This is a genomic window from Sandaracinomonas limnophila (assembly GCF_004005965.1).
Taxonomy (GTDB): Bacteria; Bacteroidota; Bacteroidia; order Cytophagales; family Spirosomataceae; genus Sandaracinomonas; species Sandaracinomonas limnophila.
This window is the reverse complement of record NZ_SACY01000004.1, coordinates 79,371-102,527: the sequence shown is the minus strand read 5'-3', so window position 1 is coordinate 102,527 and position 23,157 is coordinate 79,371. Positions and strand designations below refer to the sequence as shown.

21 protein-coding genes are annotated in these 23,157 nt (G+C 37.7%); 17 read left to right on the top strand and 4 right to left on the bottom strand.

Annotated elements, in window-relative coordinates; all coding sequences use genetic code 11:
* Positions 1 to 277: 277 nt before the first annotated feature.
* A complete protein-coding gene (locus tag EOJ36_RS09160) occupies positions 278 to 1,132 on the top strand; it encodes a hypothetical protein (protein WP_127804625.1) in 855 nt (284 codons plus the stop codon).
* 10 nt (positions 1,133 to 1,142) lie between these two features.
* Positions 1,143 to 1,925 (top strand): phytanoyl-CoA dioxygenase family protein, encoded by a 783-nt coding sequence (locus EOJ36_RS09155; RefSeq protein WP_164847882.1) that lies wholly within the window; start codon positions 1,143 to 1,145, stop codon positions 1,923 to 1,925.
* Positions 1,926 to 1,941: 16 nt separating this feature from the next.
* Here EOJ36_RS09155 and EOJ36_RS09150 read toward each other — a convergent pair whose 3' ends face one another.
* A complete protein-coding gene (locus EOJ36_RS09150; RefSeq protein ID WP_127804621.1) occupies positions 1,942 to 2,466 on the bottom strand; it encodes a lipocalin family protein in 525 nt (174 codons plus the stop codon).
* Positions 2,467 to 2,545: 79 nt separating this feature from the next.
* Between EOJ36_RS09150 and EOJ36_RS09145 the strand changes: the two genes are divergently transcribed.
* Together EOJ36_RS09145 and EOJ36_RS09140 are read left to right on the top strand one after the other, a co-directional pair.
* On the top strand, positions 2,546 to 3,706 hold the full coding sequence (locus EOJ36_RS09145; RefSeq protein WP_127804619.1) for a Gfo/Idh/MocA family protein: 1,161 nt from the start codon (positions 2,546 to 2,548) through the stop codon (positions 3,704 to 3,706).
* Entirely contained in the window at positions 3,703 to 5,079 is a 1,377-nt protein-coding gene (locus EOJ36_RS09140) for a Gfo/Idh/MocA family protein (protein ID WP_127804617.1), read from the top strand. The genes EOJ36_RS09145 and EOJ36_RS09140 overlap by 4 nt, the downstream gene beginning before the upstream one ends.
* A gap of 30 nt (positions 5,080 to 5,109) precedes the next feature.
* Here EOJ36_RS09140 and EOJ36_RS09135 read toward each other — a convergent pair whose 3' ends face one another.
* Positions 5,110 to 6,150 carry a uroporphyrinogen decarboxylase family protein gene (locus tag EOJ36_RS09135; RefSeq protein WP_127804615.1) on the bottom strand — a complete coding sequence of 347 codons (1,041 nt, stop codon included), beginning with the start codon at positions 6,148 to 6,150 and terminating at the stop codon, positions 5,110 to 5,112.
* A gap of 83 nt (positions 6,151 to 6,233) precedes the next feature.
* Between EOJ36_RS09135 and rbsK the strand changes: the two genes are divergently transcribed.
* From rbsK to EOJ36_RS09075, 12 genes are all read left to right on the top strand, one after another.
* Entirely contained in the window at positions 6,234 to 7,133 is a 900-nt protein-coding gene (gene rbsK / locus EOJ36_RS09130) for a ribokinase (protein ID WP_127804613.1), read from the top strand.
* Entirely contained in the window at positions 7,130 to 8,134 is a 1,005-nt protein-coding gene (locus EOJ36_RS09125; RefSeq protein ID WP_127804611.1) for a nucleoside hydrolase, read from the top strand. Before rbsK ends, EOJ36_RS09125 begins: the two co-directional genes overlap by 4 nt.
* Complete coding sequence (locus EOJ36_RS09120) at positions 8,131 to 9,633, top strand: ADP-ribosylglycohydrolase family protein (protein WP_127804609.1); 1,503 nt, start codon at positions 8,131 to 8,133, stop codon at positions 9,631 to 9,633. The genes EOJ36_RS09125 and EOJ36_RS09120 overlap by 4 nt, the downstream gene beginning before the upstream one ends.
* Positions 9,634 to 9,636: 3 nt before the next feature.
* On the top strand, positions 9,637 to 10,626 hold the full coding sequence (locus tag EOJ36_RS09115; RefSeq protein ID WP_127804607.1) for a GRP family sugar transporter: 990 nt from the start codon (positions 9,637 to 9,639) through the stop codon (positions 10,624 to 10,626).
* 41 nt (positions 10,627 to 10,667) lie between these two features.
* On the top strand, positions 10,668 to 13,181 hold the full coding sequence (locus tag EOJ36_RS09110) for a T9SS type A sorting domain-containing protein (protein WP_127804605.1): 2,514 nt from the start codon (positions 10,668 to 10,670) through the stop codon (positions 13,179 to 13,181).
* 9 nt (positions 13,182 to 13,190) lie between these two features.
* The gene (locus EOJ36_RS09105) at positions 13,191 to 15,281 is read left to right on the top strand and encodes an outer membrane protein assembly factor BamB family protein (RefSeq protein ID WP_127804603.1); all 2,091 of its coding nucleotides are present in this window, start codon (positions 13,191 to 13,193) and stop codon (positions 15,279 to 15,281) included.
* 82 nt (positions 15,282 to 15,363) lie between these two features.
* Complete coding sequence (locus EOJ36_RS09100) at positions 15,364 to 16,596, top strand: hypothetical protein (RefSeq protein WP_127804601.1); 1,233 nt, start codon at positions 15,364 to 15,366, stop codon at positions 16,594 to 16,596.
* 30 nt (positions 16,597 to 16,626) lie between these two features.
* A complete protein-coding gene (locus tag EOJ36_RS09095) occupies positions 16,627 to 18,303 on the top strand; it encodes a sulfatase family protein (protein ID WP_127804599.1) in 1,677 nt (558 codons plus the stop codon).
* 51 nt (positions 18,304 to 18,354) lie between these two features.
* Complete coding sequence (locus tag EOJ36_RS09090) at positions 18,355 to 18,687, top strand: ArsR/SmtB family transcription factor (protein WP_127804597.1); 333 nt, start codon at positions 18,355 to 18,357, stop codon at positions 18,685 to 18,687.
* A gap of 41 nt (positions 18,688 to 18,728) precedes the next feature.
* A complete protein-coding gene (locus tag EOJ36_RS09085; protein WP_127804595.1) occupies positions 18,729 to 19,568 on the top strand; it encodes an arsenite methyltransferase in 840 nt (279 codons plus the stop codon).
* A 129-nt stretch (positions 19,569 to 19,697) separates the two neighbouring features.
* A complete protein-coding gene (locus tag EOJ36_RS09080) occupies positions 19,698 to 20,114 on the top strand; it encodes an arsenate reductase ArsC (RefSeq protein WP_127804593.1) in 417 nt (138 codons plus the stop codon).
* 3 nt (positions 20,115 to 20,117) lie between these two features.
* The gene (locus EOJ36_RS09075) at positions 20,118 to 20,561 is read left to right on the top strand and encodes a DinB family protein (RefSeq protein ID WP_127804591.1); all 444 of its coding nucleotides are present in this window, start codon (positions 20,118 to 20,120) and stop codon (positions 20,559 to 20,561) included.
* A gap of 30 nt (positions 20,562 to 20,591) precedes the next feature.
* On the opposite strand, the gene EOJ36_RS09070 is transcribed toward EOJ36_RS09075, so the two are convergent.
* A complete protein-coding gene (locus EOJ36_RS09070) occupies positions 20,592 to 20,969 on the bottom strand; it encodes a Dabb family protein (protein ID WP_127804589.1) in 378 nt (125 codons plus the stop codon).
* A 27-nt stretch (positions 20,970 to 20,996) separates the two neighbouring features.
* Positions 20,997 to 22,337, bottom strand: coding sequence for a glucuronyl esterase domain-containing protein (locus EOJ36_RS09065; protein WP_127804587.1), 1,341 nt, complete (start codon positions 22,335 to 22,337; stop codon positions 20,997 to 20,999).
* Between the two features lie 37 nt (positions 22,338 to 22,374).
* Here EOJ36_RS09065 and EOJ36_RS09060 point away from each other — a divergent pair, with 37 nt between their 5' ends.
* Complete coding sequence (locus EOJ36_RS09060) at positions 22,375 to 23,148, top strand: SDR family NAD(P)-dependent oxidoreductase (RefSeq protein ID WP_127804585.1); 774 nt, start codon at positions 22,375 to 22,377, stop codon at positions 23,146 to 23,148.
* Positions 23,149 to 23,157: the final 9 nt, after the last annotated feature.

Here is a 23,157-nt window from a genome sequence, read left to right as displayed (position 1 = left end):
TTATAAGCTATTTTTTATCGGCCCATGGATACTTATTTTATTCGGTTTAGGGAATACACTTTACTTTTTTAAAAATGCTTTTCGATTTTCCTTTAATTCATTTGAATTGTGGGGTTTATCTTTTTTATTTCAAGGAGTTTGTTTCTATTTAATTCCTGCAGAAGGGTTGTTTGAAACCATTTTTTGGTTTCCTGCAAGTATTTATTTTATTTCCTTTCAATTTTTTTTGCTTTTTTTAAACCTTCATTTATTTACTTCAAATTTTACTGGAAAAAATTTGATTGAAACAATCTTGATTTTTGTCTTAATTGGTAGTTCTGAATTTACCTTATTGATTTTTTCTGCATTGTTTTTTCTATTTTCCTTGAATCGGCTTTTTTTAAAAAAAATAAATTTGAATTACCTGATTCAAACAACTGTTTGGTTGATTAGTCTTGGTATAGCTTTGTTTGCACCAGGAAATTTTACTAGGTCAGGTACACTAGAAAAAAATTGGGTCAATATTTTTTTGAAAACCAATCAATACTTTCTGGATTTACTAGTTCACATTTGTTCCCAGCCATTATTTTGGATGTGGATAGCCTTTGTAATACTTTTTAGTTATTCCTATGAGTTACCCCTCAAAAAATTAAACAAAAGGGAAATTTTACTTTTCTCTCTTTTCTTTTTTGGAGGATTTTGGCTCAGCTTATTTGCACTTTCTACGGGTTTAGGAGAAAATTATATTCCTAATCGAAATTTTAGCTTATTAACTTGGTATCTTCTTTTTCTAGGTACATTTATCGGTTTTTATGCAAAATCTTTTGTGCCTTTCCCATTCCAGATTTCTAAATTTAATATATTTTGGATTGCAATTTTGTTTATTTGTTTTATACCTTTTAGTAAAACATTTAAAACATTTTATCGGGAGTGGAAATATGATAAATTAAAAAATTATGCGCTTGAAAATCAGCAACGATTTGAAAATCTGCGATTGTCACAAGCAAATATTGTTGGTTTGAAGCCCATAAAAAACAAAGAAACATTGTTTTTTGCACAAGAGCTTTCTTCTGACTCAACTCATCTTTGGTGTAAATGTGTAGCCAATTATTATCACAAGAAAGCTGTATATTTGAAAAAGGAAACCCATTAAATTTTTACTTGTGGAACAATTGTCGGAAATTAAAAGAAAATTAGCAGAAGATGGTGTCGTTGTAATTCCTGGATTTTTTAAGCCGGAATTGATTGAGAAAATCCATCAACAAGCGAAGGCTATCTTTCAAATTCAATTTGATAAACATAACATCAAGGGGGATTATCTTTCCCAAATGGTAGAACTTTTTGAAAACCATTTGGATACATTTATCAATTGTGGTAAACTAATCCAAACAGGTTTAATTGAACTTTACCAATTAGCTGTGAATCCATCATTGATTCAATTGACGAAGGATCTTGGTTTGGAGTTCCCAAATATGTGTACGCGCCCAATGTTGTTTTTTAACCACCCAAAATTGGCTAAACAAGAACATTTTTACAAAACGCCCATCCACCAAGATTGGGTTTCAATGTTAGCCTCCGACGATTCTATCGTGGTGTGGTTGCCAATTATTGACTTAACTTTGGAACATGGGCCAGTTATTTTTTATCCAGGCTCACATAAATTAGGGCCTTTAACGGGACAAATAGAAAATGGGTTTGCAGAGGTTGATTTTGACAGAAATGCTTGGCCAAAATTACAAGTTCCCGTAAATCAAGGAGATATTGTTGTCTTTTCAACGCTTTTGGTACACGAATCTGGACAAATTACCAATAACCAAATACGTTGGTCTTGTCATTTTAGATATACCAACATGAAGGATCCAAGTTTTATTGATAATGGATTCCCTCATCCATATATTCACAAACCTTCTCAAGAAATTATTGACAAATACCTGAAAAAGAGTTAAAGTCTAATTCGCTTTTTTATTCATGTTTCACCCAAATTAATTCATTGGTTTTATAGCCAATCTTTTGGGCAATGTTTATGTATTTTGATTTTATCGAATCTGGGATGGATTTGGTTCTGGAAAGTATCCATAAATACGAAAGCTCTTCTCCTGCAACTAAAGCATATTGATACTCACCATCAAGGGAAAGAATATTATATCCTCCATAAAATGGTCCAAAGAATGAAACTTTCAACATGCCCTTTGTTTCTTTGCCAACAAATTTAGCTTTTCCAACCGATTCCTTCCACTTGTTTTTTGCGGGGTCAAATCCTCTATTAACAACCTTAATTGAACCGTCTTCATTTAATTCGTAAAAGGCACTGGTGTTGTTTAAGCCTTTTTCAAAATAAAAATCTAATCGAGCAATTTCATACCATTTGCCTAGGTATTTTGTTTTATCAAGGTTTTCAATGGCCTTTGCCCCCGGTGGAATGGTTGAAGAGGAACAGCCCGAAATTATACTTAAAAGACAAGCGAGTAAAAATGCCCAATTTTTCATGTTAAAACAGATAATTTATCCTTCAAAATAAGTAAATTTTTAATAATTATTCTTTTAAATTTAGTATTCCTATTTAAAAATGAAAGAAAACACTTCCAACCGTCGCAAGTTTTTGCAAGAAGCGGGTATATTGTCTGGTGCCGCATTATTTCCTGGCACTCATCGTCCAATTAAGGATGCAACAGAATTATTTGTTCCTAAAAACCAAGAAAAAACCATCGCACCGCGATTGAAATTTGGAGTGATTGGAATCAACCACGGACATATTTACTCCATGGCAAACTCCATCATTCGGGGAGGCGGAGAATTTGTTGCCTATTATGCCAAAGAACCGGACCTTATCAAAGACTTTGCCAAAAGATACCCTACTGCCAAATTAGTTTCAAGTGAAGATGCTATTTTAAATGACCCTTCCATCAAATTGGTTTTAAGCTCAATCACCCCTATCGAAAGAGCTCCTCTTGGAATTCGTGTAATGAAAGCGGGTAAAGATTACATGGTCGATAAGCCTGGAATTGTTAATTTAGAACAATTGGAGGCCGTTAAAAAGGTACAAAAGGAAACCAAACGTATTTATTCCATTTCATTTTCTGAGCGTTTTGAAAACAAAGCGACCGAAAAAGCTAGTGAATTAGTTAAGTCTGGCATGATTGGTCAAGTCTTGCAAACCCTAGGCACAGGACCTCATCGTATGAGTGTAAATTCAAGACCCGATTGGTTCTTCGACACAAAATATTATGGGGGGATCATCACAGATATCGCTTCCCACCAAGTGGATCAATTTTTGCATTTCACCAAATCTACGCAAGGACAAGTGGTAGCTTCACAAGTGGCCAACTTCCACCATCCGCAATATCCAAAATTTGAAGACTTTGGCGATTTAATGCTTCGTGGAAACGGTGGAGCAGGATATATCCGTGTCGATTGGTTTACGCCCGACGGGTTGAATACCTGGGGGGATGGTCGTTTGACCATCTTGGGTACCGACGGATACATCGAAGTTCGTAAAAATACAGACGTGGCTAATCCGCATGGGCCAGGTAGCCATTTATATGTGGTCAACCAAAAAGAAATGTTGTATATCGACTGTAAAAATGTGGAATTGACCCATGGGGAATTGTTGGTAGATGATGTGTTGAATCGCACTGAAACGGCCATGCCTCAGGCACACTGCTTCCACGCTACAGAATTAGCTTTAATAGCTCAGAAAAACGCAACAAGAATCTCTCGATCGATATGAAAAGAAGAAATTTTATCCAAAAAGCAGCCATAGGTGCCGTAGGTACATTTGGGTTCCCAACAATAGTTCCAGCAAATGTACTAGGTGGGAAAGATGCACCAAGTAATAAAATCAATATTGGTCAAATTGGTTGTGGTAGAATTGCCCGCGGACACGATTTGCCCGGTACATGGAAATTCGACAAGGCAAGAATCATGGCGGTTTGTGATTTGGATAGCAATCGAACAGTTGATACAAAAAAATTGATTGAAAATTATTATACCAAAAAAACGGGTAATAGCAATTATATTGACGTGAAGATGTACGATGATTATCGAGAATTGTTGCTCAATAAAGACATCGATGCAGTGATGATCAGTACACCTGACTTTTGGCATGCACAGCCAGCAATGGAAGCGGCCTTAGCGGGAAAGGACATTTACCTACAAAAACCGACTTCTTTGACTATCAAAGAGGGTCGTCAGTTGGCGAATGTCATCCAAAAAACTGGAAGAATTTTGCAAGTGGGCACCCAACAACGCTCATGGAAGCAATTCAAAAGAGCAGCAGAATTGGTTAGAAATGGTCGCATAGGAAAACTACATACTGTTCGAGTGGGATTACCTGGAGACCCTGCAGGCCCGATGGTACAAGAAATGCAAGTGCCTAAAAACTTAAATTATGATATGTGGTTAGGCTCAACGCCTTATATTCCTTACAATGAATTGCGCGTGCATCCACAGGTTGGCTATGACCGTCCGGGTTGGTTGCGTATGGAACAGTTTGGTGCTGGAATGATTACAGGCTGGGGACAACATCACTTTGATTCAGCTGCCTGGGGTATGGATACTGAACTAACAGGTCCAGTAAGTATTGAGGCAATTGCAGAATTCCCAAAATCCGGTGTTTGGGATGTCCATGGAGACTTTTTGGCAAAAGCAGAATATGCAAATGGCATCACGATGTATACCAGTGGAGCCTACCCAAATGGCATAAAATTTGAAGGTACTGAAGGTTGGGTGTTTGTTTCAAGGGGAGATTATGCAGTAACTTCTAGTGATCCGAATAATAAAGTGATGGCAAAAGCCATTGATGCCTCAAATCCTGCTATTTTGGAATCTGTTATTGGCGAAAAAGAGATTCATTTATATCATTCAGACGACCAACATGGAAACTGGTTAGATTGTATCGAGACTCGTAAAGAGCCCATATCGCCTATTGAAATCGGTCATCGAGCTTGTACCGTATGTTTGATAACTCATGTAGCCATGAAACTTTCAAGAAAACTAAAGTGGGATTCTGTAAACGAACAGTTTATCAACGATGCCGAAGCAAATACCTATTTGAGTCGTGCTCAAAGAGGTCCATACGGAACGGATAAGATTAAATTTTAATAGAAATTTTCTTTTTTGTGATTCCATAAATTAGCCTCTAAATCTATGGGCAACCTCAATAGCAGTTCGTAAATTTTCTATTGGGGTTGTCCCTGCCACCGTACAATTGCCACTTATAATTGTTTTAGCTGGAGCCGCTGCCAAAACTTTTTCAGTAGCTTTTTTTACCTGTTCAGGCGTGCCATTGGCAATCACTCCATGTCGGTCCATACCGCCCATCACCGGTCGATTGAAAATTTGATAGGCATCCGAAAGGCTAAAATCTTTTCCGTCTGCTTGGAGTGGCACATTTACAATTTGACCCGGATAATCCTTAAACCGTTTTTCAAAATCTACATAATTTCCGTCATAATCACAGATGTGTAAAATATTATGTTGTACTAATTGGTTCACCTCTTTGTACAACAACATATCAAAATTTTTGATGGTCCGATTGAATAATTGAATGTCCGCTATGCGATTGGTTTCTCCACCTTGTGCACAGGTATAAAATCCGTCTAAACCAGCTTTTACCCCTGCTTGAACAAAATTTAAAATGGACAAAGTAACATTTTTCATTCCTCGAGATACCGCCTCGGGATCTTCATATACGTGCTTAACCAAAAGTTCCCAAGGTACAGCCTGTTTCGCCATCTGATACGGAGAATACAAAGTTTGTAAAATTAGCGCATCGTGCTTGAGCTCCTTTACAAGTTTACGAATAATATAGACAATAGGCTCAAAGAAGTCTTCCTTGAAAATGGGCATTTGATACCAATCAGACGCTTGTTTGATTTCTGGCATCAAGGGCAAACTCATTCCATCAAATTGAATTTTGACAAAGTCCATTTTGGTTGCCTTGTAATAGTCAAGGTGTGCCTTGACGGCCTCATCTCCCTTCTTATTAAAATGCATAAAAAATCCGCCGGGAATGTGATTAGATCTAGAATCTTTATCCATAAACTCCATCATCAATTCTCGGTTACTTCCCTTGACGGGATTGCTTTTGTTGATAAAAAAAGAGGGAGTGCTTGGTAAGGCTGCGCCTAGGAATGCTGCTGATTTTACAAAATCTCTTCTTGAACTTTTCATAGATTTAATAGAAGTTAAATTAGACAGTTAAATGTACTGTTTTTTGTTTAAATAATTGTAATTTAGGTAAATTGAATACTTTCATGTCAACAGTTTTCGTCATAGGCAGCTCCAATACCGACATGGTGATCCAGTCGGCACACCACCCAAAACCGGGAGAAACGATTTTAGGAAATAATTTCATCATTAATCCTGGTGGCAAAGGAGCTAACCAGGCAGTGGCTGCTGCTCGATTAGGGGGGCAGGTAACATTTGTTGCCAAAGTAGGTGACGATTTATTTGGACACCAGGCCATTCAACATTTCCAAAACGAAGGAATCAATAAAGATTTCGTAACATTAGAAGCAAATCAACCTTCTGGGGTTGCCTTGATTACGGTAGATGCTAAAGGTGAAAACACGATTGTTGTGGCACCTGGAGCCAATCTATTTCTTTTGAAAAAAGAAATTGAAACCGTGGCAAATGCCTTTCAAGTGGGAGATTTTGCCTTGTTTCAGCTTGAGATTCCGATTGAAACTGTTCAATATGGCATAAAGATTGCAAACTCAAAGGGCGTCAAGTGTGTGTTAAATCCGGCACCAGCCCAAGTACTTCCCAATGAATTATTGCATGGATTATTTGCCATCACCCCCAATGAAACCGAAGCCCAAATTTTAACTGGTATTGAAGTAAAAGACCTTGCCAGTGCAGAAAAAGCGGCATCCATTTTACTCGCAAAAGGAGTTCAACATGTGGTAATCACCTTGGGGGCCGAAGGAGCTCTTTATTGCACACAAAATCAATCCTTTCATGTGAAAGCACCCTCGGTTCATGCTGTTGACACAACTGCAGCAGGCGATTGTTTCAATGGTGCACTAGTTCTTGGACTAATGGAAGGAAATGATTGGAACGCTGCAATAGAATTCGCGTGTACAGCTGCTTCAAAATCTGTACAAAAACTAGGTGCTCAGGCATCGATGCCACATAAATCTGACCTTGTATGAAAAAATTACTACTTCTGCTACTCCTTGCAACACAAGCTTTTTCGCAACAAAAACAAAAAGTTATTTTTGATTGTGATTTAGGTGATGATATCGACGATGCTTATGCCTTAAGTTTATTGCTTACGATGCAAGATCGATACGAAATTTTGGGCATCACTACTTGTTATGGTCGGACTGAAGACCGCGCCAGGTTAGCCCAAAAAATTTTAGAGGAAACCGGGCAATCGCAAATTCCCGTCTATATTGGTCGAAATACTTCCGCGCAAAATGAACGCGCCAATTGGTTTGCCGAACAGTTTTATTATGCTGAGGGATTTAAGCCTGCCCCGAAAGTTGCGCCCGTTTTTGCTAACCAATACCGACAAGCCATTGGGATGGCACCCTTAAAACAAAAAGACCCGTCCGCCTCTGAATTTATACGAAATGCATTGAATAAATTTCCAGGAGAAATTATCATTTTTTCAGTGGGTCCCGTAACTAATTTTGGAGATATCATCGACAAAGATCCTGATGCCTTGAAAAAAGCAAAAGCCATTTATGCCATGTTTGGGTCTTTTAAAGTAGGCTACTCTACGAAGGCCCCTATTGATGCAGAATGGAATGTTGCAGTTGATATCTCTGCTGCCAAGAAATTTGTTAATTCCGGAGCAAAAATCACTTATGCCGGATTAGACGTAACCGCCATGGTCAAACTTGATCGAGCGCAAAGAGATCGACTATTGTACCGACAATCGCCCATGACCAATGCATTAAGCGCCTTATACGTACTTTGGGGAAATGAAACACCAACGCTGTTTGATCCAGTAGCGATAGGCATGGAAGCCTTTCCAAACTTATTTAAAACCGAAAAAGTCCACATGGAAGTGGATGACAAAGGATTTACCCACATCATTCCAGATAAATCCCCTAACGCAGAAATTGGAATTAGTATTGATTCGAAGGAGTTTTTGGACCGAATCATGAAAAAATATCTCTATCAAAACCTTATTTCTAAACCATGAAAAAACAATTATTATTTTTTATTCTTTTATTACCAGGGCTAACGGTTTTGGCTCAAAATCGAACGATAACCTTTCAAGCCAATGCTCTAAAAGATAAAATAAGAGGAGGTTGGGCCGGTCAAACCATTGGAGTAACCTATGGTGGCCCTGTTGAGTTTCGATACAACGGAACGATGATCAACAAGTACCATCCCATTCCTTGGTACAATGGCTATTTGAAAGAAACTATGGTGAACAATCCGGGCTTGTACGACGACCTTTACATGGACATAACTTTTGTGGAAGTAATGGACCGCGAAGGCCTAAATGCGCCTATTTCTTCCCATGCAAAAGCATATGCCCATGCGGGCTATGCCCTTTGGCACGCCAATCAAGCGGGTCGATATAATATTTTGAATGGCATTGCTGCCCCAGCATCTGGCCATTGGTTAAACAATCCACATGCCGATTGTATCGACTACCAAATTGAATGTGACTTTGCAGGATTGATGTCGCCCGGCATGCCCAATGCGGCTTCTGAAATTTCGAATAAAATTGGACACATCATGAATTACGGTGATGGGTATTACGGTGGGGTCTTTTTAGGGGCCTGTTATACACAAGCATTTTTATACAACGATATTTCCAAGGTGGTCAATGAGGCCTTAAAAACTATTCCCAAAGAAAGTACTTACTATAAGTGTATTGCAGACGTGATTAAGTGGCATAAATTATATCCAAATGATTGGACCAAAACATGGTTAGAAGTGCAAAAAAAATATACTGATGATATTGGTTGCCCAGATGGAGTTTATGCGCCATTCAACATTGATGCGACGGTTAATTCGGCCTATGTAGTGATGGGCTTATTGTATGGGAATGGTGATTTTACCAAAACAATTGATGTGGCAACACATTGCGGACAAGATGCAGATTGCAATCCATCTTCTGCTGCAGGCATATTGGGGGTCATGTTGGGCTACGAGAAAATTCCAGCGTATTGGAAACAAGGTTTAAAAGAAGCAGAGGATATCGACTTTAAATATACCAGTACTTCATTGAACAAAGTGTATCAATTAAGTTATCAACAAGCCATTAAAAACATTGAAAATCATGGCGGAAGTGTTAAAGGTGAACTAATAAGTATTCCACAAAGTCCGATTATGACAGTTCCTTTTGAAGAAAGTTTTAGCGGAATCGCACCCAAAGAAAAAATAAATTTAGGTAAATCTTTAAAAGATGAACAAGAGTTTTCCTTTACAGGGACTGGTTATGTATTGCGTGGGGAGGCTTCAAAATGGGGTGTTACGCTACAAGATTTTTTTGAAATGGAAGTTTGGGTCGATGGTAAATTATTTGAAAAAGTTAAACTTCCTGTATCTTTTACTACCCGAAGACACGAGCTTTCTTGGAATTATCAATTACCAGATGGATTGCACAAGATAAAATTAAAATTACTAAATCAGGTACCAGGATTTGAGTGCAAATTGCAAGATGTTATTGTGTACAAAAAAAGATAAGATATGTTTATTTTAGAAACTTATACCTCGGCCATTTTTTTCTGTGTAATTACAATGATTTGTTGGGGGTCTTGGGCCAACACCCAAAAGTTTAGTTCCAACATTTGGCGCTTTGAATTATATTATTGGGATTATGGAATTGGTGTTTTTTTGAGCTCACTTCTTTTGGCCTTTACCATGGGAAGTATCGGTTCAGGGGGTCGGCCTTTTGTTGCCGATATGTTGCAAGCTGATACCGCTAATCTCTATTCCGCAATTATTGGCGGCGTCTTATTTAATGTAGCCAATATTTTGTTAGTTGCAGCTATTGGGATCGCTGGTATGGCGGTTGCCTTTCCAGTAGGTATTGGTTTAGCCTTAGTTATAGGAGTTATTACCAACTATTTAGAAAACCCAACTGGAAATATAAATCTAATTAGCGTTGGAGTGTTACTAATCGTTTTGGCAATTATTCTAAACGCCTTAGCCTATAAAGACGTGTTAGGTTCAACAAAAGGGTCCAAGGGGTTACTTTTGTCTTTGTTTGCCGGGGCTTTAATGGGCTTTTTTTACAAATATGTGGCAGCCTCTATGGCTTCCAATTTTGCAGAACCCGAAATGGGTAAATTAAGTCCTTATTCGGCACTTTTTATGTTCTCAGTTGGACTTTTAGGAAGTAATTTTGTTTTTAATTCTTTACAAATGAAATTTCCATTTCAAGGGCACTCGCTTACTTTTTCAACCTATTTTAAAGGAAGTGCACGAGATCACTTCATGGGAATATTAGGGGGACTTATTTGGTTTATTGGAATGGCGTTTTCAATCATAGCGTCAGAAAAAGCAGGTCCAGCACTGTCGTATGGCCTGGGACAAGGGGCAACGCTTGTGGCAGCAATCTGGGGAATTTTTATTTGGAAAGAATTTAAAGAAGCACCAGCAAAAACGAAATTAAAGCTTAATCTTATGTTGATTTTATATGCGCTGGGCTTAGGGTTATTAATTTTGTCAAAGTAAAAATTGAATTGTTATTTGTATTCTCCTAGTCTAAAATTTAAATGAAATCTATTATCAATTATCAATTGTTTTTGGGATTATTTTTATTTTCCACCGTTTCAATTTTTGCACAAGATCAGGACCAAAGCGTAAATTTAAGCCTTGGTTCATCAGGGTTTCAAATTAATAAAACCAACAAAACGCATATTTGGTGGAATACCAATAAAACGTATAAAATTGATATATCTGATCTTAGTTTGAAAGGCAAAGATTTATTTCTTTCAATTGATTCCCTAAACAATGTAGACTTTGTAAATCAATGGAGTCAAATTTCGAAAACAGGTATTGAGGGAACACCTAATAGTTATTTTACTTTGAAAGTGAATGATGCATCTTTATCAGATAATTTTATCCCCAAACTAAGTGTTTTTTCAAAATTAGAAAAGTCTATAAAATTTGATATTTGGTTTGGTCCAGAAACGATTAAATATAAAAATGGGAAAAGCCATTTTTATAAAGTTTTGAATAATTCATATTATCAATTTCAAGAAATTGGGGAAGGTATGAATCTGCTATCAAAAGGGGTACGTATTTTAGATCCAACTAGATTAAAGGAGTTGGCACTTTTTACTGATTTGAATGCTGATGGTATTGATGATATGATTTTTGGGAATGATCAAATTTATTTCAATGGAAAAATTGAGCAAATAGGGCGGGGATTAATGGTGCCCGTTTATGTGCAACCCAAACCCGGGAAATATACAAATCAACCTTGGACACTTGATGTTTCTTATGAAGATGTCTCAAGTCCTAATTCAAAACCAGCATCGCTCATCCACAATTTAGATGATTATACAGCAGCTGATTTAAATGGCGACAAAAAACCAGAAATTGTTGGTTGGGGAGAACATTATCACGTAGGTTCAAAACCAAATTGGGACGCCATTGCCAAACAACTTGGCCTGATTAAAAATGTAGATTATAAAGGTACTGGAGGACAGCCTACTCAATATGATTCCGCTTTTTATGCCAAAAGATTTTATTATTATCAAATTGAAAATGACAAATGGAGAAGTAAAGAAAGTAATATTCCGGCCTATACTGCTTTAACTGGTGTTTTTCAGGGAGCTGTTGGCGATGCAGATGGCGATGGAGATGTGGACATTGTTCATAAAGCTCAAAATGGCCAATTAATGACTTTAATAAATGATGGCAAGGGTGTTTTTCAAACATCTACCTACTCAGGAGAATTAGTCAAAACGTTTAATTCAGAATCAACTAATAGATCCCCTCAAACCTTTATTGATCAGTTAGTTGATATTGACCAAGATGGAAAAAAAGATTTAGTGATTTATTATAAATCAACACAAAATGGAATTCCAAATCGATTTGTATATTATAGAAATGTTGGCAATAACTTATTTGACCTAAATCCGGTAGACGTAATTCCGTATGTAGGCGATTTTAGTTCTACAAATTGGATGTCTTATGATATCACTCAGGCAGAGGTGGTTGACCTTAACAAAGACGGTAAAAGTGAAATTGTTTTAGTTGTTTCAAGAGATTATAGCGGTGAGGCGGATGAAGTAAAATATAAAACCCAATCAATTTTTAAAATATTAGAAATTAATAAAGGTAATCTGGTAGACGCAACTTCAATTTATTTTAAAAATAATACGAATGTGTTACCAATTATGGTTTCTAACGAAGGAGCTACTTTTAGTATTCAGGACATAAATGGAGACGGAAAATTAGACATTGTGCCGCGTTTTATGTTAAGAGATCCGGCCAAAAACGATTGGGTAAATCCAAAAAATTGGGCTGGTTTTTGGAACAATAGCGAAGATTTTCAATATTTCAAAAGCACATCGAATGGTTTTGAAATAACTGGAGTAGGTAAATTTTATGATCCCTCTTCAAAGGATTATTTATTTAACTATTTTGAATTTAAAGATTTGGACAAAAACGGAGATCCAGAGGTAATTGCTTTGTATAGCGGACTTTCACAAATTGGTAAAAAGGTTGCGGATTTTCAACAAAACCCTATCAATTGGGAAATCAATTCAAGTTCAAAAATTGGCGATGTAAAATTGCTTCCTATAGCTGGACTTGACCCTTCAACTATCGTTTTTTCCTTTCTAAAAAGTCAAACTATTTTTGATGTTCAAGGAAATAAATTAATATTAAATTCGCTGCCAAAGGTAAGCAAGGATACTACTTTTATTATGCCCTATAAAATCGAGGATATTCAATTAAATAGATATACTTATGGACAACTAAAAATTACAAATAAATTAGTGAAAGAGGTGGTTTTAGGTAATCAAGAAGCTATTAAAAAGGCTAAAATAATCCCTAATCCCGTTCAAAACAATTGCTTCGTGGAGTTCGATTCAAGCTTTGGAAGCGAAGTTAAATTAGAAATTACAGACTACTTAGGCAGATTATTATTGGTTCGAAATAGGTATTCCCCCAATCAATTAATTGATATGATTAATTTAAAACCAGGTGTGTATTTTGTGAAAATAAGTTCCCCAAATTCAGAACTAATTGAACAATTAAAATTGATAAAAGAATAAAATATTTTCATGAAAAATTTCTTGCTCCTCTTTCTTACTTGCACCTTAATTTTTTTTGGATTTATTCCCGACAAATCTTCATACTTCGACTGGTCTGAATACCTCGGCGGAAAAGACCGCAATCACTTTAGTACGCTCAATCAAATTACACTTGAAAATGTAAAAAATTTGAAAGTGGCATGGACCTATTCCTGTGCCGATTCTGGACAAATACAAATAAATCCTTTAATCGTAAATAAACGATTATATGGAGTTACACCCTCTGTACAAGCAATTTGTTTAGATGCAGAAACTGGTAAGGAAATTTGGAAATTTGGTGATCCACTAAAGAATTGGGCAAGCACTTCAAGAGGTGTAAGTTATTGGAAAAACGGTACAGAGGAACGTATTTTATACACCGTCGGACCCAACCTTTGGGCTCTGGATGCAAATACGGGGAAACCAATTTCCTCTTTCGGGACAGATGGTAAAGTAGATTTACATACGGGCCTCCCCGCCATTGCAAAAGACAAGTTCATCATATCCAATACACCAGGAACTATCTATCAAAACCTGATCATCATGCCCTTGCGCTTGTCGGAAGGAGAAGACGCAGCCCCGGGCGATATTCGTGCTTTTGATGTAATCACGGGTCAATTGGTTTGGACTTTCCACACCATTCCGTATCCGGGAGAGTTTGGATACGAAACATTTCCAAAAAATGCTTATAAAAATCAAGAAGTGGGTGCGGCCAACAACTGGGCGGGGATGGCGGTTGATGAAAAATCAGGAATTGTATTTGTACCAACAGGTTCTGCAGGTTATGATTTTTATGGAGCCAATCGCAAGGGGCAAAATTTGTTTTCCGACTGTTTATTGGCCTTAGATGCCAAAACGGGAAAGCGTAAATGGCACTACCAATTTGTGCACCACGACATGTGGGATCGCGACATTCCCGCTCCACCCAACTTGATTCAAGTGGAACGAAATGGCAAAAAAATTGATGCTGTAGCTCAAATTACCAAACAAGGATTTGTGTTTTTATTTGAACGCACAACAGGGAAGCCTTTGTTTGATATCAAGGAAGTGCCAGTGCCTGCCTCTCAATTAAATGGCGAATTGGCTTGGGAAACGCAGCCTAGACCTGTATTGCCAAAGCCTTATGGTCGACAAGCCAATGAATTGACTTTAGCCGATATCAATCCTTACTCAAGCGAAAAAGAGACTTTAATTGAAACCTTCAAGAGTATCGATAAGCGTTGGTTTGCACCTCCTTCTGAAACGGGTACGATGATTTTCCCTGGATTTGATGGTGGAGGCGAATGGGGTGGTGCTGCCGCGCATCCTAGCAAAGGAATTTTATTTGTAAACAGCAATGAAATGCCGTGGATTCAGAAAATGGATCCCGTTAAAAAAGGAGAAGTGTTCGACCATCCAGGCGAAAAAGTATATCGTGCCAATTGTGCCATGTGTCATAAAAATGACCTCTCGGGTAATCCAGCAAGTGGCTATCCAAAACTTTCTGACATTTATAAGAAAAGAACTGCCGCTTTTATCAGTAATTTGATTGGAACTGGCAAAGGAATGATGCCTGGATATCCACAAATCAAAGGTGTGGATAAAGATAATTTAGTAAGTTTTTTGATGAAAGAAACGGCAAAAGAAGCTGGACCAAAAGCAGCAGAGGCAAATTCGCCTATTTTATATCGAATGGCTGGGTATCGTAAATTTGTGGACAAAGAAGGTTTGCCGGGGATTTCGCCACCCTGGGGAACTCTGAATGCTATCGACTTGAATACAGGAAAGTACCTTTGGAAAGTAAATTTTGGAGATGAACCCTCTTTGGCAGCCAAAGGAATTAAAGGTACTGGAACCGAAAATTATGGCGGGCCGATCTTGTTTGAAAACGGATTGCTATTAATTGCCGCAAGTAAAGACGGATATTTTAGAGCCTTCAATGCTCGAACAGGCGAGGAAGTATGGAAATTTAAACTCCCTTATGCCTCTTTTGCAACTCCTTCAACCTATATGGTCAATGGAAAACAATATGTGGTCTTGGCTTGCGGAGGAACCAAATTGGGAACCCCAAAAGGGAATTTGTATGTAGCCTTCTCGCTTTAGGTTCAAATGGTATTTTTTGAGGATAAATGGGGTATAAAAAATTGATTAAATTTTTACATTTGAAAATTCAAACTCCGATCTTATGAAACAGCAAATTTTAAATTCAATAGAGAATCCATCCGAACTAGAAAACCTTTATCATCAAAACAAAAAGGATTTTCTAAAAGGTTTTTTGGAGGTCTATCCAACTATTAGCGAACAAGTTGTAGCACAAGTTTGGTATGAGCGCTTGAAAAAAAAGACAGCTGAAAAAACACTTGTTTCAATCAATTGGGCTCAGTTTATTGGACTTATTGTGTTAGTCGGAACGGCAATTCAGTTCCCTAATATTTTTGGTTTGGAGGCAGATATTTATTACGCAAAATATCTTGCATTGATTCAATTTGCAGTACTTTCGATTTACTTTCTTAATCAAAATAATTCCGAGAAACTATATAAGTTTGGAATACCTGCTGGATTTTTGTTGTTGGCTGTAATTATTACCTTTATTCACCAAGGAAAAGTAGACGATGTATTTATTCTGAGTGCCATTCATTTGGGAGGTGTTGGGGTAGGCTTATTTGGATTGGCTTATTTGGGAAAGGATTGGAAACAGTCGATTAGTCGAGTGAATTTGTTAAAATTGGTGGGAGATTTAATCATTATTTCTGGTCTCCTCCTTCTATGCGCAGGAATATCTTCTGCCTTAACCATCAATTTGTTTGAATCCATTCATTTTCCAATAGGTGATTTTTATGGAAAAAATATTGTAGGTTGGTTATTGGCACCTATCCCTTTGGTGGGGGTTTATCTATTGCAAACTAATACGCAATTGGTTTCAAAAATATCTCCCATTATTGCGAATATTTTTAGCCCAATTGCCTTGGTCATGTTAAGTACATTTTTGGTAGTTTATTTAACGAATGGACAAACTAAAATTCAGGATCGTGAATTTTTGTTGTTGTTTAATGGCATATTAATTGCTGTTTTGGCATTGATATTTTTCTCGGTAGCGAACAGGGGAGTTGGTCAAACGAAATCTTTTGGAAATTATGTGTTATGTATACTGGGAATAGTGGCTATTTTGGTCAATGGAGTTGCATTTAATGCCATTATTGAGCGTATTTTAGAATTTGGTTTTTCTCCCAATCGATTGGCGGTTTTTGGAAGTAATTTGTTGATTTTGATTCACCTGTTAGGTACAACTATTCAATTTGTTGGGGTATTATTTTACAATCAGCCTTTCCAAAAAGTTGAAAAGGCCGTTGTTCAGTTTTTACCTATTTATGTGATTTGGTTTTTATTGGTAGGATTGGGGTTTCCGATTATTTTTTAATCCGTATATTTAGTGTTTAAACCGTTACCTATGAAGAAATTATTATTGGTTTTGGGACTTATTTTCGGGTTTGTTTTATCAGGATTTACCCAGTCAAACAAACGCCCCAATATCATTTTCATTATGTCAGATGATCACGCCTATCAGGCCATCTCTGCCTATGACAACAAATTGATTCAAACTCCCAATATCGACCGAATAGCCAAATTGGGGATGCTTTTTACACAAGCTTCGGTAACAAATTCGATTTGTGCGCCTTCTCGTGCAACTATATTAACAGGAAAACATTCGCATTTGAATGGGAAAATTGATAACCATTTCGACTTTGATACCACCAATGTAACTTTCCCGCAAATCCTTCAACAATCTGGCTACCAAACAGCCATGTTCGGCAAATTGCACTTTGGAAATAATCCGAAGGGATTTGATGAGTTTAAAATTTTACCTGGACAAGGCAATTATTACAATCCCGATTTTATCACCAAAAAACAAGGAAATATTAAGGTCGATGGTTACGTAACGGACATCATTACCGATATGACTTTAGATTGGCTTCAAAAAGATCGTGATCCCAACAAACCATTTATGTTAATGTACCTGCACAAGGCCCCACACCGTTCATGGCTGCCAGCAGAGCGACATTTAGATGAATTTACCCACAAGAAATTCCCTGAGCCGGCCACCTTGTTCGATGATTATAAAAATAGAACCACTCCTGTGGCGGAGGCAGAAATGAATATCTTGAAACACATGTCCTGGGCGGGTGATAACAAGGTGTTTCCTGAAGTAATGGATGAGTTAAAAATTCCAGAAATTGGATTTGATAAACAACGCTATCAATCAGAAATGGGTCGACTCAATGCTTCACAAAAAGCAAATTTCATGAAGGTTTACACTCCCATCAACGAGGAGTTTAAGAAACAATACCCTTCCATGAATGAAGCCGACAAGATGCGTTGGAAATACCAACGCTACATGCAAGATTATTTGGGAACCATCAAGGCTGTGGATGAAAATGTGGGCCGTTTAATCGATTATTTGGAAGCGAACAAATTGATGGAAAATACCATCATTGTGTACACTTCTGATCAAGGATTTTACTTGGGGGAACATGGATGGTTCGACAAGCGCTTTATTTATGATCAATCGTTCAAAACGCCTTTATTAGTTGCCTGGCCAGGAAAAGTAAAACCGGATACAAAATCGGACAAATTGGTCCAAAATTTAGATTTTGCACAAACCTTTTTAGATGCAGCTGGCGTAAAAGCACCTGCTGATATGCAAGGTGAAAGTTTGTTGCCTATTTTAACAGGAAACGAAAAGAATTTCAAACGAGATGCTGTTTATTACCACTATTATGAATATCCAGCAGAGCACATGGTGAATCGCCATTATGCCATTGTGACGAAAGATTATAAATTAATCCACTACTATTATGTGGAAGACCAATGGGAATTGATCGATCGCAAAAAAGATCCGAATGAGTTGAAAAACCAGTACAACAATCCGGCTTATGCAAAGATTAAGATGGAATTGCATAAGAAATTAGAGAAATTACGTAAACAATACAAAGACAATACGGCCTTGAGCAATACCTATGTAGAACGCTTGATGTCGGATGCAGAAAAGGGTAAGGTCTTTGGTGTTAGCAAGGAAAAAGCAGCGGAGATTCGAGCAAGAAGAAAAAAAATAAAAACTGAATTTTAAAATTCAGTTTTTATTTTTGAACTATTCATCGTAATATTACGTTTGATTAATATGGGAGCAAGTAAATTAGCAGATTATTCAGAAAGACAATTGAAACTGGCCAAGTATGCCAATGCTTTGTCGCACCCTGCGAGAATTGCGATATTAGAGGTTTTATTAAAGCGACAAACTTGTATTTGCGGAGATATTGTGGATGAATTACCCATTTCTCAAAGCACGGTTTCTCAACATTTAAAAGCCCTAAAAGAATCGGGATTAATCAAAGGAAGCATCGATGGTGTAACGGTTTGTTATTGCATTGATGAATTAGCTTGGAAAGAGGCAGAAACACTTTTAAGTAAAGTATTTCAGGATTTATACCCCTTGCCAGTTACCTGTTGTTAAAAAAATTTGAATTATTTTATCGTAATATTACAATTAATAAGATGAAAACAGATCAAGAATTAAAGGACATTGTAAAGAGCAAATACAGTGAGATTGCCTTACAAGACAAAGAGACCAATATGTCCTCATGTTGTGGGGCAGGAGGATGCTCTACCGAAGTGTATAACATCATGAGCGAAGACTATGACACGTTGAACGGATATAACCCAGATGCTGATTTAGGTTTAGGTTGTGGTTTACCCACACAATTTGCCAAAATAAAAGCAGGAGATGTGGTAGTAGATTTGGGTAGCGGCGCAGGAAATGATTGCTTCGTAGCTCGACACGAAACAGGCGAAACCGGAAAAGTAATTGGGATTGATTTTACCCCAGCCATGATTGATCGCGCGAGAGAAAATGCTGAAAAACGTGGATTCAACAACGTAGAATTTCGTCAGGGAGACATTGAGCAAATGCCAATTACCTCAAACGTGGCTGACGTAATTGTGAGCAATTGTGTACTGAATTTGGTTCCGAATAAAGATGGTGTTTTCAAGGAAATTTTTAGAGTATTGAAACCGGGAGGACATTTCAGCATAAGTGATGTGGTATTAAAAGGAGCTTTGCCTGCGGGACTTCAAACGGATGCAGAAATGTATGCAGGTTGTGTGGCAGGGGCTATTCAAAAAGATACTTATTTGGGAATGATTTTTAACAATGGGTTCCAAAATGTTACCATTCAAAAAGAAAAACCGATCGTTATTCCTGATGATATTTTGGTAAATTATTTGAGTAAAGATGAAATAGATTCTTTCAAAAATGGAAATACGGGAATTTTTAGTGTGACGGTTTATGCCGAGAAACCTGCAAATGCTTGTGTTCCTGGTTCTGGGTGTTGTTAGCATGAAAGAGGTAATAATAAAGTATAAAAAGCCCCTAATCATTACCATTTCAGTGTTGATTTTGCAATTGATTTTTGGGTTTGATCCAAAATTTAGTGTTATAAATATTATTTGGTTATTTGTTTAAAAATGAAAAAGAAAATTTTAGTCCTTTGTACAGGCAACAGTTGTCGCAGTCAAATTGCCCACGGTTATTTAGCCAAATTTGCGGGAGAAAAAGCAGAAGTGTACAGTGCGGGAGTGGAGACACATGGTGTGAATCCGAAGGCAATTGCAACGATGCAAGAAGATGGAATTGATATCTCTGGACACACCTCAAACAATGTGTTGGAATACGAAGGTATCGATTTTGATTTTGTGATTACGGTATGTGACAATGCGAAAGAACGTTGTCCGTATTTTCCAACCAATGCAAAGAAATTCCATTACAACTTCCCTGATCCGGCCAAATTTGTGGGTTCAGAGGAAGATACCAAACAGGAATTTACGCGCGTTCGCGAAATGATTAAAACGTATTGTTTAGAATTTGTCCAAACAAATCTATAAATCATGACTACACAAATGCTTCAAGTATGGCTAGAGGCTCGTACCCGTTTTTCTAAAATATTGGATCAATTAAAAGAAGAAGACCTGACAAAAAAATTGGGAAATGCTCCCAATTCCATCGGATTTTTAGTTCGACATGTGGCAGAAGTGGAATTGCTGTTTTCCAAAAATGTATTCCAAAATGCCGAAGTAAAAGTGATTGCCAAAACCGTAATTGATGGCAAAGACACAGGTGTTTGGACGAATTTAGGGGAACTCAAAACCATTTGTGAGGAGTCTTTTCAAACACTTAAACAAACCATTGAGTCGCAAGACCCGAATTCTTGGAACGATTTAGTTACAACAAAAGAATTTGGAACAAAAACCAAAGCAGAGGCTCTTGCTCGAGTTGTAACCCATGCGGCCTACCATGCAGGACAAATGGCCATTATATTAAAATATGCATAAAAAAAGGCCGATTCATTCGGCCTTTTTTAATTAAACATCCTGTGCATCATATACCAATACCTTGCTCCACAAATGGCTGTAATTTTTTACAAATGCCTGGTGGATTGGGTGATCTTGATACGACTTTTGGTCTTGCGTATTGTTGAAAAACATTACTTCTGATACTTGCCAAGAAGTGTCGACCACATCTCTTTTCTCCGTAGAAGCCAAGGCTCCCACATGCAATTCTTGGATGTAACTAACAGCTCGTAAGGTTTCTAATCCTTCAATTAATTTATTTTTATCTGACTCTGAAGTTGGATTTTTCAACCAGAAAATTGCGTGATGTACTAAGTATTTTTTGGGTTTGCTTGGGAGTGAAACACTTGTCAATGCGCCTGCTCCTGCCATAAAAGTTCTTCTTTTCATTTAAAATAAGTTTAAACAATAAATTTACTAATCTAATTTTAATTTTTTGGCCATAAATTCAATAAATGATGGCCAGTTAGGACCCGTCACATGCCCCTTTGGATGTAACCTAAAGCCAATTTGTCCCCAATCAATCATTTGTTCAACTGCAGGGAATTCAGTAGCACCAATACCTGTTTTTCCCATTAGCTGATATACTGGTTCAGCACCAACCGCCGCCATGAACATACCCTTTGGGTCAGTCCAATTGTCGCCATTGTTTCCAACACCAATAAAAAAGGGTCTTGGGGCAATTAAACTGATTAAACTGTGCGCATCAATGGGTAAATCGTTCCACCCTTTTGGGCCGGCATATTTTAAGAAACTGCCCGACATCCAATGGTACAATCCGGAACCAGCAATGTTTTCAACAATTTCACCAAAATCTCTGCGGTGTAATTTCAATCCGCCCTCACCCGATGAGGCAATGTAGCCCGTGGCAAATCTGGTATCGTAAGCCATCGTTACTGCCGCCGCCTTTCCGAATCTCGAATGACCCATAATGGCCACTTTTTCTGCATTAATTTGTGGAATAGTTTCCATTAAGTCCAAGGCTTTGGAGGCTCCCCAAGCCCATGCCTTTAAGGTTCCCCAGTCGGATGGCGAACGCCTTTTGCCTTTATTCACTAAACCAATAATTCCTTCGGTGAGTCCTGCCCCATTATCTGCCTGAAAACTTGCTGGGATAATCACCGCCGCTCCCCAACCTTTGGCAATAACTTGTTCTTTCCAAGGGATTTCATTGCTTGGCGGCGGATTAAATCCGGGAGGAAATACAAAGGCAAATTCCATTACCACAGGAACTGGTTTTTTTATTCTTGTGGGTAAAGTGATGGTTAAATCGATGTTAACAGAAATGGAAGGATACAAATGGTTATCCACCTGACCCTTGTAAGTCAAAACATTGACATCATATTTTCCCATTTTTTCGTTCTTGGTACTTTGAAGCACCCAATTGACTTTGGGTAAATTTTCGGGAGTAATGCCATATATTTCTTCGTCGAAAATTTTAACAATTTCTGGTCTTCTGTGATATTCCCATTGTTTTTTCGTACTTACTTTTTTGCCATTGTTCAATGTTAAAAGTTCGGGCAAATTGGGAAAAGGATTGGCTTTGGATTCGTCATAGTTTGCTGGATTCGTTCCATTGGGATTCCCGCTTCTACCTGGTCGAAGCTCTTTGATACCCAATTGTTGGAGCATATCCGCATGGTCGGCCTTGGTTTTTCGTTGCGTTTGTGCAATTAAACTATCTTGCTCAGGAGTTCTTTGCTGAGCAAATACGAGCATGGGCAATAATAAATAAACAAGGAAACAGAGCTTTTTCATTTTTTGTCTATATTTGTTTAAACCTATTTAAATATAAATGTCGTCAGAATTACAAGTAAAGGTAGCCGTTATTACCGGGGCTGCAAGAGGAATTGGATTAGAAATTGCCCAAAAATTTCATTCGGAAAAATACCATGTAGTTATTTTAGATTACAACAAAGAGGCTTTGCAAGATTGTAAGGCCAAACTTAAAGGCAAAAAGAGGTATTCGTATTTTTTGTGCGATGTTTCAAAACCTAAACAAATTCAAAAAGTTTTTGATCAAATAACCTCAAAATTTGAGGCTGTTCATGCATTAGTTAACAACGCGGGAATTGCCATTTTCAAACCTGCCCAAGATATTACCTTTGAAGATTGGAATGATGTACTCAGTATTAATTTGGGCGGAACTTTCAATTGTAGCAAAATATTTTATCCAGCTTTGCTGAAAGGTCAAGGCGCCATCGTAAACATTGCTAGTATTTCAGGTGTTCGTGCCAGCACTTTGCGAATTGCTTATGGTACAAGCAAGGCAGCCATCATGCACTTAACGAAGCAACAGGCTGTGGAATATGGAAACTATGGTGTACGTGCCAATGCCATTGCACCCGGACCTGTAGAAACTGAAATGGCAAAATTGGTACATAGTGCAGACATTCGCACATCTTATGCCGATGCCATTCCTTTAGCTAGGTATGGAACTATGGAAGAAATTTCCAATGCCGTTTATTTTTTATGTAGTCCAGCCGCATCCTTTATCAACGGACAAATCATTGCCGTCGATGGCGGATTTGATGCTGCTGGAGTTGGATTACCAAGCTTACGAAACTAAACCCTCGCT

Excerpts from the sequence above, each read along its gene's own strand:
- EOJ36_RS09150 (WP_127804621.1), bottom strand. The coding sequence starts at position 2,466 with ATGAAAAATTGGGCATTTTTACTCGCTTGTCTTTTAAGTATAATTTCG.
- EOJ36_RS09145 (WP_127804619.1), top strand. The coding sequence starts at position 2,546 with ATGAAAGAAAACACTTCCAACCGTCGCAAGTTTTTGCAAGAAGCGGGT.
- EOJ36_RS09140 (WP_127804617.1), top strand. The coding sequence starts at position 3,703 with ATGAAAAGAAGAAATTTTATCCAAAAAGCAGCCATAGGTGCCGTAGGT.
- EOJ36_RS09135 (WP_127804615.1), bottom strand. The coding sequence starts at position 6,150 with ATGAAAAGTTCAAGAAGAGATTTTGTAAAATCAGCAGCATTCCTAGGC.
- rbsK (WP_127804613.1), top strand. The coding sequence starts at position 6,234 with ATGTCAACAGTTTTCGTCATAGGCAGCTCCAATACCGACATGGTGATC.
- EOJ36_RS09125 (WP_127804611.1), top strand. The coding sequence starts at position 7,130 with ATGAAAAAATTACTACTTCTGCTACTCCTTGCAACACAAGCTTTTTCG.
- EOJ36_RS09120 (WP_127804609.1), top strand. The coding sequence starts at position 8,131 with ATGAAAAAACAATTATTATTTTTTATTCTTTTATTACCAGGGCTAACG.
- EOJ36_RS09115 (WP_127804607.1), top strand. The coding sequence starts at position 9,637 with ATGTTTATTTTAGAAACTTATACCTCGGCCATTTTTTTCTGTGTAATT.
- EOJ36_RS09110 (WP_127804605.1), top strand. The coding sequence starts at position 10,668 with ATGAAATCTATTATCAATTATCAATTGTTTTTGGGATTATTTTTATTT.
- EOJ36_RS09105 (WP_127804603.1), top strand. The coding sequence starts at position 13,191 with ATGAAAAATTTCTTGCTCCTCTTTCTTACTTGCACCTTAATTTTTTTT.
- EOJ36_RS09100 (WP_127804601.1), top strand. The coding sequence starts at position 15,364 with ATGAAACAGCAAATTTTAAATTCAATAGAGAATCCATCCGAACTAGAA.
- EOJ36_RS09095 (WP_127804599.1), top strand. The coding sequence starts at position 16,627 with ATGAAGAAATTATTATTGGTTTTGGGACTTATTTTCGGGTTTGTTTTA.
- EOJ36_RS09090 (WP_127804597.1), top strand. The coding sequence starts at position 18,355 with ATGGGAGCAAGTAAATTAGCAGATTATTCAGAAAGACAATTGAAACTG.
- EOJ36_RS09085 (WP_127804595.1), top strand. The coding sequence starts at position 18,729 with ATGAAAACAGATCAAGAATTAAAGGACATTGTAAAGAGCAAATACAGT.
- EOJ36_RS09080 (WP_127804593.1), top strand. The coding sequence starts at position 19,698 with ATGAAAAAGAAAATTTTAGTCCTTTGTACAGGCAACAGTTGTCGCAGT.
- EOJ36_RS09075 (WP_127804591.1), top strand. The coding sequence starts at position 20,118 with ATGACTACACAAATGCTTCAAGTATGGCTAGAGGCTCGTACCCGTTTT.
- EOJ36_RS09070 (WP_127804589.1), bottom strand. The coding sequence starts at position 20,969 with ATGAAAAGAAGAACTTTTATGGCAGGAGCAGGCGCATTGACAAGTGTT.
- EOJ36_RS09065 (WP_127804587.1), bottom strand. The coding sequence starts at position 22,337 with ATGAAAAAGCTCTGTTTCCTTGTTTATTTATTATTGCCCATGCTCGTA.
- EOJ36_RS09060 (WP_127804585.1), top strand. The coding sequence starts at position 22,375 with ATGTCGTCAGAATTACAAGTAAAGGTAGCCGTTATTACCGGGGCTGCA.